8 protein-coding genes are annotated in these 12,859 nt (G+C 60.8%); 2 read left to right on the top strand and 6 right to left on the bottom strand.

Going from position 1 to position 12,859, the window contains the following annotated elements:
• Positions 1 to 8: 8 nt before the first annotated feature.
• Together LAN61_13535 and LAN61_13530 are read right to left on the bottom strand one after the other, a co-directional pair.
• Positions 9 to 1,256 (bottom strand): MFS transporter, encoded by a 1,248-nt coding sequence (locus LAN61_13535; GenBank protein MBZ5541533.1) that lies wholly within the window; start codon positions 1,254 to 1,256, stop codon positions 9 to 11.
• 104 nt (positions 1,257 to 1,360) lie between these two features.
• On the bottom strand, positions 1,361 to 2,251 hold the full coding sequence (locus LAN61_13530) for a nuclear transport factor 2 family protein (protein ID MBZ5541532.1): 891 nt from the start codon (positions 2,249 to 2,251) through the stop codon (positions 1,361 to 1,363).
• Positions 2,252 to 2,499: 248 nt separating this feature from the next.
• Between LAN61_13530 and LAN61_13525 the strand changes: the two genes are divergently transcribed.
• Together LAN61_13525 and LAN61_13520 are read left to right on the top strand one after the other, a co-directional pair.
• Complete coding sequence (locus LAN61_13525) at positions 2,500 to 6,042, top strand: TonB-dependent receptor (GenBank protein ID MBZ5541531.1); 3,543 nt, start codon at positions 2,500 to 2,502, stop codon at positions 6,040 to 6,042.
• 114 nt (positions 6,043 to 6,156) lie between these two features.
• The gene (locus LAN61_13520) at positions 6,157 to 7,026 is read left to right on the top strand and encodes a nuclear transport factor 2 family protein (GenBank protein MBZ5541530.1); all 870 of its coding nucleotides are present in this window, start codon (positions 6,157 to 6,159) and stop codon (positions 7,024 to 7,026) included.
• A gap of 632 nt (positions 7,027 to 7,658) precedes the next feature.
• Here the strand turns inward: LAN61_13520 and LAN61_13515 are convergent.
• The 4 genes from LAN61_13515 to LAN61_13500 all read right to left on the bottom strand — a co-directional run bounded on the left by LAN61_13515 (position 7,659) and on the right by LAN61_13500 (position 12,798).
• Entirely contained in the window at positions 7,659 to 8,912 is a 1,254-nt protein-coding gene (locus LAN61_13515; protein ID MBZ5541529.1) for an alpha/beta hydrolase, read from the bottom strand.
• Positions 8,913 to 9,019: 107 nt separating this feature from the next.
• Positions 9,020 to 9,979: a YncE family protein gene (locus LAN61_13510; protein MBZ5541528.1), complete on the bottom strand. Its 960-nt coding sequence runs from the start codon at positions 9,977 to 9,979 to the stop codon at positions 9,020 to 9,022.
• A gap of 102 nt (positions 9,980 to 10,081) precedes the next feature.
• Positions 10,082 to 11,086, bottom strand: coding sequence for an ABC transporter substrate-binding protein (locus LAN61_13505; GenBank protein MBZ5541527.1), 1,005 nt, complete (start codon positions 11,084 to 11,086; stop codon positions 10,082 to 10,084).
• 170 nt (positions 11,087 to 11,256) lie between these two features.
• Complete coding sequence (locus LAN61_13500) at positions 11,257 to 12,798, bottom strand: twin-arginine translocation signal domain-containing protein (protein MBZ5541526.1); 1,542 nt, start codon at positions 12,796 to 12,798, stop codon at positions 11,257 to 11,259.
• Positions 12,799 to 12,859 lie beyond the last annotated feature (61 nt).

The raw sequence follows: 12,859 nt of genomic DNA, 5'->3' as shown, positions 1-12,859 counted from the left end.
GCTGCGGACTAGGATTGCGGGCCACTGAATTGGTCGGAATGGCGGATTTCGGGGAAGCGCCAGGCCCAGATGGCGGCGACGAAGAGGGTTCCGAGGCCGCCGAGGACAACGGCCGGGACGGTTCCGAACCATGCGGCGGTGAGACCGGACTCGAATTCGCCAAGCTCGTTGGAAGCCCCGATGAACAGCATGTTGACGGCGCCTACCCGGCCGCGCATCTCATCGCGCGTGGCGAGCTGCACCATGGTGCTGCGGATGATCAGACTGACCATGTCCGTGGCGCCGACGAGCAGCAGGGCAAGCAGAGAGAGCGGAAAGCTTCGGGAGATCCCGAAGAGAACGGTGAACAAGCCGAAACCGGCGACGCACCAGAGCATGGTCGCCCCGGCGCGCCCGCGCAGCGGGCGATGGGCCATAAGAAAGGCCATGGCCGCGGCGCCGACCCCGGGGGCGCTGCGCAGCAGGCCGAGACCCCAGGGCCCGGTGCTGAGAATTTCCCGCGCGTAGACCGGAAGAAGAGCCACCGCGCCTCCCAGTAAAACCGCGAAGAGGTCGAGCGAGATCGTGCCGAGGATCAAGCGCTGGGTCCAGATATAGCGCAGGCCTGCCAGGACCGTGGTGAGGCTCATCTGCTCCGGCGGGCGCGGCTTGGCCCGGGAGCGGATGCGGAGCGTGGCCAACATGCCGCCCAGCGAAGCGGCGGCCGCGGTGCCATAGACGGCCGAAGGGCCGCGGGAGAATGCATAAATGACGCCGCCGATGGCCGGACCGAGGATCATGGCCGTCTGCGTGACGGTTGCGCCCAGGGCCACGGCATTCGGAAAATGTTCTTCGGGAATCAACTGCGGCAAGAGCGCCTGGCCCAGGGGCCAGCTGAAGGAACGAACTACGCCGAGGAGAATGAGCACGAGATAGATGGGGTAGACCGAATGGTTTCCCCGATAGATGAGCAAGAGAAGCAGGCTGGAGCAAACGGCAAATCCCGCGCAGCAAAACGCGTAGAGCCTGCGGCGGTCGAAACGATCGGCGACATGGCCGGAGACAAGGAAGAGCAAGATTCCGGGCAGAAACTGCGCCAGCCCAACAAGACCAAGATCCAGGGGACGCTTGGTGATCTCGTAGACCTGCCAGCCGACGGCGACCGACTGCATGGCCTGGGAGAAGCCGATCAGGAGCCGTGCGGATTGGTAAAGCGTGAAGTCCGGATAGGAAAGGGCGGCACGCCAGGAGCGTTGTGGATTCCGGGACTCGGGCATGGGTTGTTACTGTGCCACAAATGGAAAAGGAGCACGAGGGCGGCCTGTGCGGGCGCGCGGAAGGGTACTGCTCCAGTGCCGAACGCGGTGCCGCTGCAGGCCGATCACCGAGCAGCTTGCACGGGATGACGGATGATCGTCTGCTGACTATAGACGAGCTGCCAGCGGGCGTCGCGTTTTATCCAGATACGCATGGCGCGATAGGGATCGCCGCCGATGGTCGGCTGCTGAACATCGGCCATTACGGCCGTCTCCCCGAAGACCCACACAGCCATGGAACCGGGCAGGACCGCGCCGATGTCCGTGGTGGTGGCGTCTTGCGCCTGTTTTTTGATGGTGGCAATGCGGTCGGCTTTGGTGAGCGGGTTGCCGTTATCTTTTACGTTGAAGACGAACTCGTCGGCGACGTGCGCGGCCCAGCCGTCGGCGTCGCGGCGGTTGACGGCGGTCTCCAGGGCTTGCCAGGAGGCGACGACTTCCCGCGCGACGGGAGCTTGCGGCATGTCCGGCACGGCAGTGCAGGGATTCTCGCAGCGAGTACCGGCGGGAACGGTGGCCTGTGGTGCGGCGGTTTTCCCGACAATGGCGGTGTCCTCATGCAGCAGTGCGCGCCAGCCGCTGGGGCGCTTTACCCAGACGCGCACGAAGCGGATGTTATGCGCGGCGACTTGGGCGCTGCCGGTAAAAAAGATGACGGTGCCGTAGTTGCGCACCCGCAGGTTCGTCTTGCTGGCGGTGAGCTTCGTCAGGTCCTGAAGCACCTGCGCCCTGGTGCGCGTCCGCCCCTCCAGGTCGGTCCAGGTAAAGTCATCATCCAGAAGCGCAGCCAAGGCGGGTTGGTCGCCCGTTTCGATAGCTTGCACCAAAGCGAGGTCTGCCTGGATGGCGGCCGTTTCCGCAGTGGCCGTAGTGGCGGACTTATCGCTTGGGGCGGCGAATGTACCTGCAGCCAGGATGCTGACCGCGAATAGGGCGCCGGTATGGATTCGTCTCATGGCAGCCTCCAGAGTCGGTAGGGGAAAATCGGAGGGAAGCGGAGTTGGCTAGTCCTCGTTTCCCCGGCAGGGCAGTCTAACCCATTAAATTACTGGGGAATAGCTTTTGGAGGACGAATCTTTGTAATTGCTGGAAGTAATTTTTTTGAGGAAAGTGCTTGACACATCGTCTCATATGACGGTATAGCGGTTATACCATTTTTCAGGGGTGGAGGCTTTTCATGCGTTCCAATACCGGAGGAAGCACTATGAAACGGCAATTCCGTTTGGGAATGGCTGTGCGCATTTTGACTGTGAGTCTCGCGCTGTTGCTGGCCTGTGTGCCGATGTTTGCGCAAGGCAGCACGGGTCGCATCATGGGAGCCGTCACCGACCAATCCGGCGGGAACGTCGCCGGTGCCACCGTGACCGTCACGGACGTGCAGAGAGGGATCTCGCGCAACCTGACCACGGATGAATCCGGGGAATACTTGGCGCCCAATCTCCTGCCAGGTACGTACAAAGTGCATGTGGAGGCCAAAGGTTTCAAGGCGCTTGATCGCCAGAACATCCTGCTGGAGGTTGGCAAGGAGGTCCGCGTTGATGTCGTTCTCCAGACTGGCGCGAAGACCGAGACGATCACGGTAACCGAGGACGTCCCCATGGTGGACACCAGCAGCACCACCCTCGGCGGCACCATCAACAATGAGATCATCAACGACCTCCCGTTGAACGGCCGCAACTATCAGAACCTCGTCTCCCTCCGCCCCGGCACCACGATCTACCCTGGCGGCGGACCCTGGACCCAGAGCACCAACGGCATCCGGCCCGAGGACACCAGTTACATCGTTGACGGCATCACCAACGACGAAGCCTTCATGGGCCTCAGCATCACCAACGCCGCCGCGGTCATCGGCGACGCCGCGACCATCCTTCCCATCGACGCCATTCAGGAATTCAACACCCAGGTCAACCCCAAGGCCGAATTCGGCTGGAAGCCCGGCGCCGTCACCAGCGTCGGCTTGAAGTCCGGTACCAACGACATCCACGGCACTGCTTATGCCTTTGGCCGCAAGGATTCCTGGGATGCCCGCAACTACTTCAACCCCGCGATCGATCCCAGTACCGGTCTTGCCGCGGAGAAAACGCCACTCAATCTCGAACAGTACGGCGCCACAGTGGGCGGCCGCATCATCAGGGATAAACTCTTCTATTTCGGCGCATATGAGGGCCTGATGTACACCGTCGGCAATTCGATCCAGGCCAACGTCCCCACAACCGCTTCCATCGCGGGTGGCGGTGGCAACGGCTGCGTTGTGCTCCTCACCGGCGACTGCACCAAGAGCATTCCGGACGCCACGGCGGATATTATCGCTCAAAGCATGTCGGTCAACCCGCTTAGCAGCTATCTGGCGGGATTTTACACGCCCAACTCCAGCCAGGGGAAAGGTGTTCTCATCAACTATCCCAACGAGAACAGTTCCAAGAACGCTTTGGGCAAAGTGGATTACCACATCAGCGAACATAACGCCCTGAGCGGCTCCTATTTCTTCGGCAACGACACCATCGTGGGCTTTGACTTCATCGAGCTGCTTCCCCAATTCCGCACCAACGTTCATTCCCGCGCCCAGGATGTCTCCGGCACCTGGACCTGGACCCCCAACTCTACTTGGGTCAACGAGTTCCGCGGAGGTTTTACTCACTACGTTCTCCAGATCATCCCCAACGATGTCAATTACCCCTACGTCATCAACACCGGCCTTTCCAATCCCCTGTTGAGCGGAATCCCCGATCTCCGCGTTTCCGGCTTCACCCAACTGGGCGCTTTCCACAACTTCCCCAAGATCGTCGGACCCGACAAGGTCGTTGACTTTATTGACCAGGTCTCCTATCTGCGTGGCAAGCACGCCATTAAGTTTGGCGGGGAACTCCGCAAAGACATGGTCCACCAGGCCACCTTCCGCGGCGGCCGCGGCCGCATCCGCTTTGGTAGTTTGGAAAATTTTCTCAAGGGCATTCCCGGCAACACCACTTTTCTGGCCGGCGATCCCACTCGCAACATCACTCAATGGCTCTACGCCGGCTTTGTCCAGGACGACTGGCGCATCACTCCCCATGTCACTTTGAACCTCGGTTTGCGCTACGAGTACCGCGGCGTTCCCACCGAAGCCAGCAATCTGCTCGGCAATTGGGAGCCTTCGGTCGGCTTGGAGCAAGTCGGCAAGAACATCTCTTCGGTTTACAATGGCGATCACAAGAACTTCTCCCCGCGTTTTGGTGTCGCCTGGGATGTCAGCGGTAAGGGCACTACCATCGTCCGCGCAGGGGGCAGCCTCATTTACAGCCTCTTGTCCATGAATACCTTCATGTCCCAGCAAAACACGCAAAATACTGTCACCCTAGGTGTGGGCACGATTCCCACAGGCGCCACGATTGTCACTGGCGATCCCTCGGTCACCACCCCAGGCATCGGAAACATCATCACCTCGGGAATTACGCTCCCCGGATCGAGCCTTAATTGGGTGGATCAATCCACCGCCATCTATCCGGCCAGCGTCACGGGACTGGTTCAGTGCGGCGATGGCCTGGCCTTGGAAGCCGGTGGCAATAACCCCGATCCCTGTGACACCTTCTCCATGGATCGCAATTTCAAGACTCCATACGTCGAGAACTGGACGCTGGGTATCCAGCACGCCTTCTCCGGCAAGCTTTCCCTCGACCTTTCCTACGTCGGTAATCACGGCGTGAAGCTGACCGGTGTTCGGGACGTCAATCAGCCTGCTCTGGGTGGGGGGCCCCGGCCTTACGCTGCCCAATACCCCTATCTCGGGATCATCAACCAGCTCTCCAATCTCTACGGTTCCACCTACAACGGCTTGCAGGGCACTCTGACCGCTCGCAACTATCATGGCCTTGATTTCGTGGCCGGCTACACCTATTCCCACGGCCTGGACTTCATGTCCTCCAACTGGGTTGCCTTCCTTCCCCAGGACAGCATGAATCCGGCCGCGGAACATGGCAGCAGCGACTACGATATCCGTCATCGCTTTACTCTTTCTCTGACCTACAGCCTCCCCGAAAAGAAGACCAGGAGTCAGCTCCTCGAAGGCTGGCAGGTCAATACCATCCTCACTCTTCAGAGTGGCCAGCCCTGGGGTGTGAATGATCAGTCAGTGGCCTACAATGACACCGGAATCAGCGGCACCAGCGAAGCTACCGAGCGCTGGGATTTCTTCGGCAATCCGGCGGACTTCAAATCGGGCGGGCCGAACTCACTCCCCTACTGCACCGGAGATCCTACAGATGCGTCCACGGGATCATGTAGTTACACCACCGCGGGTAGCTTGGTCACTGTCCCGCTGGCCTCTGCGCAATCCATTGCAGAGTGGACTGCGTGCATAAATGCTGCGGCCGACAAAACCGCCGGGGGTACCCTCGCGCAGTTCGGCTGCTACGCTATCGGCAATTCGGTTATGACTCCTTCGGCCCCGGGCACCTGGGGCAAGATGGGCCGCAACATCTTCCGGGATACCGGCTTCCACAACGTCGATCTGTCCGTCAGCAAGAGCTTCAAATTCGGCGAACGCCTCAAGGCGCAGTTCCGCGTCGAAACGTTCAATCTGTTCAACCATCCCCACTTCGCCAATCCCTATGGTGGCAGCAGCGGTTGGGGCCAGGGCAACTTCGGCGATCCGTCACAGACTGGCATCTTCGGCTGTGGCTGTGCCACCCCGGACACCGCCGCCGTCAACCCCGTGCTCGGCTCGGGCGGCTCTCGCGCCATCCAGTTGGGTCTAAAGTTCATCTTCTAGAGCCTGCGGATGGCAGGTACGTAATGGACAGGGGCCGGACGTGAGTCCGGCCCCTGTCGCTTTTAGGTCGAAGGAGTCCCTGTTGCAGGCAATCTTCGGGAGGAAGCGAAAGCCATGAAACACGCAAACACCTTTGTACTCGTTTTTGCGCTTGTCTTTGGAGGCCTGGTGGCGGCCCTTCTTGCTCAGCCGGCGGTGGCTGCGGGAGAGGATCAGGCGGTGCTGCAGGCGGATCGCGCGCTCGTGCAGGCCCTTGCAAAAGCGGACCAGGCCGCGGCGGACAAGCTGCTGGACGCGGAGTTTACGTGGACGGATTCGGCGGGAAAGACGCTGACGCGGGCAGAAGTGCTGCAGGCGTTGCCGAAGTCCGGGCTAGGCGAGGAAAGCGGGATCGAAGTGCAGGAGCGGACGTATGGTGATGTGGGAGCGGTCACTGCCAATCGCGGGAAAGTGTACGCCTTGCGGATCTGGGTGAAGCGGGCAGAGGGATGGCGGGCGCTGGTGTATCACGAGGTGACGCAGATGGCCGAGCCGCCGAAGTCGGCGGGGACTGGCGTGAGGGAGTGCGAGAACCCCTGCAAGACGGTGCCGTACGAGCCGAAGAACGAAGCGGAGCGGGCGATAATCGCGTCGTGGCAGGCGCTGGAGACGGGCGTGACGGCGCATGACTCCGCCGCCTGGGCGCCGCACATCGCCGAGGAGTTCGTGCAGGTGAGTTCGGGTGGCGATCATCCGAACCACAAGGCGGACCGCATCGCGACGCTCGATGAGCAGAAGCAATTGGGCGTGGGTTCGGCTCCGCCCCCGCTGGTCTCCGCGCGCATGTTTGATTTCGGGGACGCCGTGGTGATGACCTGCCTGCACCAGCCTCATAGCGGCAAACCGATTCACGTGACCCGCTTGTGGGTAAAACAGAATGGGCAGTGGGTCATCTCCATCAGCTATCAGACGATGATCCAGGGAGCGCCTGCCAAGATGCCGTAGCCGGCAGCTTTTCGGTAGGGGCCCTTTGGCGACCCTTGCAAGAGGCTAACCCTTACCGCGCCAGAAAGAATTTGGGTGCCCTCGATAAGAGCGACGGCAGTGTCAAGAGACACTTCTCCGCCTTACCAATCAGAACCGGCATCCCCTATCCCAATGCAGACAAGCCACTTACGAGTAATCATTTGGCAATAGATACTAATATGTTATAATGATTTAGTTACGCAGGCATGATTCTTCTGTGCCGCGCCATTTATGGGCTCCAACCGCGTAGTTCTTTTAACTTCTTTAAGATCTTCGGCCCCGAACCAGTTACTTTCTTATAAACAGATCGCAGCCATAGGTCGTTTGTTTGTCGCTTTTACGAGCCACCCACAAACCATTGAAAAAACAGCCACTTCAACTCATTTCCTTGCCCCTCTTAGACATCCCTCTCCTCTAAGTCCTGTATTTGCCACTCTTACGAAAACATGGGGGTGGGGGCAGGGAGCGCTGCCCATTCCGGGCCTGCTCCCTCTGCCCACGAATGCTCTTCGTGGCGTAGCTCCCTGTATTGCTTCTTTCTTCTGTCCCAACTTTCAACATTCAACTTTCGACTTTCAACCTCTTTCTCGCAATGCTGTTTCCTTACTTCTTTATTTCGCTGCTTCCTTGTCGCCGCCTTCCACTCCCAATGTGCGGACCAGCCAGGGGATGATGACCTGCCGAAAGATGACCGGATCGGGCCAGACTTTCACCTGGCGCCCGAGATGGCCGCCCTGGGGGTTGATCCAGGCCTCCTTCGGCACGTCACCGTTGCTGAGGAGCAGGTAGGTGTCGGAGACGGGAACCTGGGTGTCCAGAGCGCCGGAGATGATCAGCATCGGCGCTGTCGGCTTGCCGAGGAGTTTCTGGTACACGAGTGACATCTTGGGGAGAAGTTCCGCCAGGTCGTCAATTGTCTTGGCATTCTCGTAGATGGACGTGAGGGCCGGCACGAGACCGAACAGATACTCGCGATTGCCCAGCGTATTTTTCAGTACAAAGTCTTTCTGAAACGTAGCGTGGACAGGCGGCGATTGTGCGACCACGGCTTTCACGCGCGCGTGCTCGACGATGGCCAGCTTGGTGGCCCAGTAGGCGCCGAAGCTCTGGCCGTCAGCGCCAATTTTCGTCTTATCCACCTCCGGCCGCGTCAGGGCGTAGTCAATCACGCGCGAGAACATGCGTTCCGCGGTTTCGCTGGCCTTGATCGGCGCTTGCCCCGTGCCGGGCGAATCCACGGCCAGAAAGCCGATGCCGTAGGGCAGAATGGCACCAAAGTTTTCGGATAGATCTTCCTTCCGGCTATCCAAACCGCTGATGGCGATCACCAGGGGTACGGGACCTTTCGCATTCTTCGGCAGGCGCAAGTAGCCGACGATCTCGGAGCCTTCAAAGGGGATGCGCACAACCTGTAAGGGCGGGTCCATGAAGCGGGCATGGGCGAGAAAGGCTTCGAGTGCTTTGGCATAGTTGCGTTGCTTGCCCGGGGACGACGGCACCGGCCAGCGGCCGAAGGAATAGATGCGCCATGCCCGGACGTAAGCGGCGTTGGCTTTGGCGGGATCGCTGGCTTCGAGAGCCTTTGCCTGAGCCATATAGCGGTCGGCCACCGCGCCGAAACCCGCGGCCCAGTCATCGTCATCGAGCGATTTGATGGAAGCGAACGCTTCCCGGACATCCGCGGGATCGAGTCCGATGAGCGGATACATCCCGTTTTCCGCGCGGCGCACCGCTTCCGTTTTGACCTCGTCGATGGTGCGTTCGCGCTGTTGCTGTGCGCGGGCGGTGCCGGCGAGCACACCAGCGAAAAGCAACAAGAGGGCTAGAGCAGGGAAGGGATGTTGAAGCAGCGAGTATTTAAGCATGAGTGTCCTCTTTCGATTCCTTGTGCTTTGCGGATCAATTCCAGCGAGCGAGTCTTCGTTGTCCCCGCGATTCCCAGGCTGGCCTGGGAATCGCGGGGAGCAGAAAGTTACGGTGCGAGGACCAGGACGGTGAACTTGCCGGCGTCCATGGCCGGGACGTAGATGCGGCGCGTCTTCAAATCGAGGGCCATGGTCCTGCCCCCGGGCAGGGCCTGCGCCCTTTCGACGGCGGTGTATTTGTCGGGGGTGTCCTCGTGGAAAATGTCTACGGTGCCATCGCCGGTGGAAAAGTAAGCGAGGCCGGTGGCGGCGTCGAAAAAGGTGGCGTCCACGCGGCCGCCGATGGGCATCGTGGTGATGATCTTGCCGGTGTCGGCATTAAGGACGGCCATGACTTTGCTACGGCAACCGACGAAGAGGCGGTGATGCGCGGCATCCATGGCGATGCTGGTGGGCGTGGCGCAGGGCGCCAGCGGCCAGCGATCGGTAACTTTCATGGCCTTGGAATCGACGCGAAGAGTCTTGCTTTCGTCTTCGAGGTTGATGAAGAGATGCCCCCCGCCGTCGGAGACGGCGAATTCCGGCCCCTCGCCGAGAGGGAAGGTGGCGATGGCCTTGCCAGTGGCGGGGTCGATGGCGGTGGCGTCGTTGCTCTCGCCGTTCATGGCGAAAACACGCTCGGTGGCCGAGTCATAGACGATGGCATCGGGCTTTTTGCCCACGGGAATCTCCGCGATCTTCTGGAGGGTCTTCAGATCGAAGATGGTGACGGCATCGGAGAGGCCATTGGTAATGAAACCGCGTCCGGACTTGGGGGCCAGAGCGATTCCGTGGGCTCCGTGCAGGTCGGCGATCTTGCCGACTTCCGCGCCGGTGTCGGCATCCAGGACGTTGACCTGGTCGAAATGGGTGACGTAAACGCGGCGGGCGGCTTCGTCAACCAGGGCATAATCCCATTTGTCCGGGCCGCCGATGGGCACTTTCTGTACCACGTGGTATCCCGCGGCCGCGGCTCCTGCGGCGAGCACGCCGAGGAGAATCCATCCAAGTCCGATAGATCGTTTCAAGCTGTCCTCCATTTGAGTGGTGTAAATCGCAATTTGCAACTTTCTCTTGGACTGATTGCTCCGAGTCCGTCCTTCCACGCTGCCGCGGAGGCATCGTGAACGTTACTGTTTTGGCTGCAGCATGGCCAGCGCCTTCTGGTAAACGGCGGAATCGTAATACTTCTCCGGCGCGGGCGGTTTGCCGCCCCACTGCCCCTCGACTTCGGCGCGCAACTTGAGGACGTTCTGGAAGCCCTGCAAATCGAAGCGCGCGTCCTGCGCCCAGCCTCCCGGGCTGCTGACCTCGAGCTGGTAGGTTTCGGCGGCGACATCGGCGGGGAGATGCGCATCCTGCATGAGCAGGTCAATGACCGCTTGCTTGTTGGCCGGGGCCAGGAGCCAGCGTTGCGCCTCGACGTAGGCCGCGAGATAGTTCGCCAGCAGATCGGCATGTGCGCGGGCCCAGGGGCGGAGCACGAACGCACCCCCGGCCTGGTACGGGCCGATGAGTTCCTGCGTGGAGCCGAGGCTGACGAAGCCGGCGCGCTGGGCGAGAATCGACGTGGGCGGGGCGAGCATGGATGCGGCGTACTCTTTGTGCTCGCGCATGGCCACCAGGCGCTGCGGGGTGGCGCCGACGGGCTTGATCTCGTAGTCCCGACCAGCTTGCAGGCCCTTGGAGAGAAGGATTTTCTTGAGCTGCAGGGCGTAAGCGGTGTTGGGAGCGTCGACGATGAGGATCTTTCCGCGCAAATCGGAGATCGACTTGATGCCCGGCTGCACGATCAGTTCGTTCAGCGAGCCTTCGCCGCCCATGACGATGAGCACGTCGGCGCCGGCGAGCTCGACCATGGCCACGGCGTTGTCCACCGCGGCATAGGCGACATCGGCCTTACCGCTAGCGAGAGCGCCGCGCAAATCGTTGGAATTGGGCATGACTTCGAGCTGCATGGCGATGCCGTGGCGGGCGAGGATGCCCTGCTTTTCGGCAACGACGAGGGGCAGGGGACGTCCCGGCAAGCTGACGACGCGAATGGTTTGCAGGGCCGGAGTCTGCGCGAGTGCGGCCATGCCGGCGGCGAGAAGCACGACGGCGGTGGAGCACCCGATAAAGCGCGAAACCTTCATAAACCCTCCGCGAGGTTAGAGTGGAACAAGACCAGGTAATGCCGGCCGCCTGTCCCGCCGATCGACGGGTGTGGCTCCGCTGCCGGTATGCAGAAGTACGCCGCCCTGGGTGCCATGGGCAGTTGCAGTAGTAGACGGCCTGAATGCCGGATTGGTTGCACTTACGCGATCTACGGCGCGCCTTCGTTCAGTTTGTCGAGCGACCACTCGGCCACCGGCATGGGGTCGAGGATGGGCTTGCCGAGGTTCGGGCAGCTCAGCACGTAGATGCCTGTATCGGCCGCGACGTAGATCAGATTGCGGTCCCATTCGATGAGGACGTTGTCCACGGTGCGGTTCCAACTGCCGAACTTCTTCAAATCCCCGCCTTGCGGGGGAATGAAGTAGGCAACCTCTTCCGGCCGGTAGGGATTGCCGATGTCGTAGCAGCGCAAGCCGGCGTCGAAATACGAATAGGCGATGAAGTTCGGAGAGATATTGCCGGGAGCCTTCAAATGCGGCGGGTTGTGCGCCCCGAAGCGTCCGCGCTTGAAGCAGAAATCGCGGTAGGGCGCTTCGGGAGGAGGCACCGGACGAGGAAATTGCGCAACGGGGACGGGGCGCTTTTCGTCGCGCACATCAATGACCCAGACCGGGAGAAAAATCTGATTGCAGTCGGGATTGGTGGTCTCCCCATTCCCGATGACGAATCCGCGATCGAGCATCCCGCACCAGATGGTGTGGAAGGCGATGCCTCCCGCCCCGTATTGCGGGGGCGGCTCAAACCGGCCGATCTCCTTCGGATTCTTGGGATCCGAAAGATCGTGAATGATCAAGCCGAAGCATCCCCACGCGCCGTAGCCGCGGTTGCCTCCGTCCTCGATCTTTTTGGGGACGTACACGGGCCCGTGAAGCCCGGCGAAGGGCGTCTGGTCCATATGCTCGTACTTGATTTGGGACCACTGCCATTTCTCATATTCGGCTTGCTCGTTCTTCCGCGAGCCGGGCACCCACCACATCGAGACTTCCTTGGCATTGGAAGGATCGGAGACATCCACAATCATGTTGCCGTTCACCAGCGGCCGGAAGTACGAGATCTGGTGGCTGAAACTGTCATCGGGGGCCGTGTCGAGATAGGCGTACCGTCCGCCGTCGTAATAGTTGCGATGGGTGCCCGAGCCGGTGGCGCCGGTGCTGAATTCCGAGAGCTTGACGATCTTCGACGGATCCGTCGCATCGTAGAACCGCACGCCACGGAGCCCTTTGTAGTTCCTCCACGCGTTCAGCAGTTTCGGGTCATCGTACTTGCCATTGGGCGCTTCCGGAGTCGAGCTGGTAATGGGCGCCCCTTGTCCGGTCATCAGGATCCATTTCTTCAGGTTCTTGTTGTAGGCCACCTGGACCTGGTAACCCTCGTAGCCTTGCGGGTTGTACATCTTCGGATTGTGCAGATCGGAGATGTCAAACACGTCCCCTTGCTGCAAAAGATAGCGCTGCCGCCCCACCGACATCATCTGCATCTTTCCGCCCCGGTCATGGCCCGGGAGGATGTGCGCGATGAGCTCCATGTTGCGGCTATACATCCGGCGATCGAGGTAGGTGAGGCTCTGCGGAGAGGGATGGGGGTGGTTATTCGCCCAGGACGTTGCTGCGGAGCCGGCCAGTGCCAAGCCTGCCCCTGCGGCATTTTTGAGGAACTCGCGGCGAGTCGGATGACCGGTTTTCTTTTTCATGGAACGGGACCCCCCTTTGCGTGTGCGCCGGGTTCCGGCGGCGGCGGAGCGCCGCGGAACC

The organism is Terriglobia bacterium, from assembly GCA_020072785.1.
Lineage (GTDB): Bacteria > Acidobacteriota > Terriglobia > Acidiferrales > UBA7541 > Acidiferrum.
This window is presented reverse-complemented; position numbering and strand designations above follow the sequence as displayed.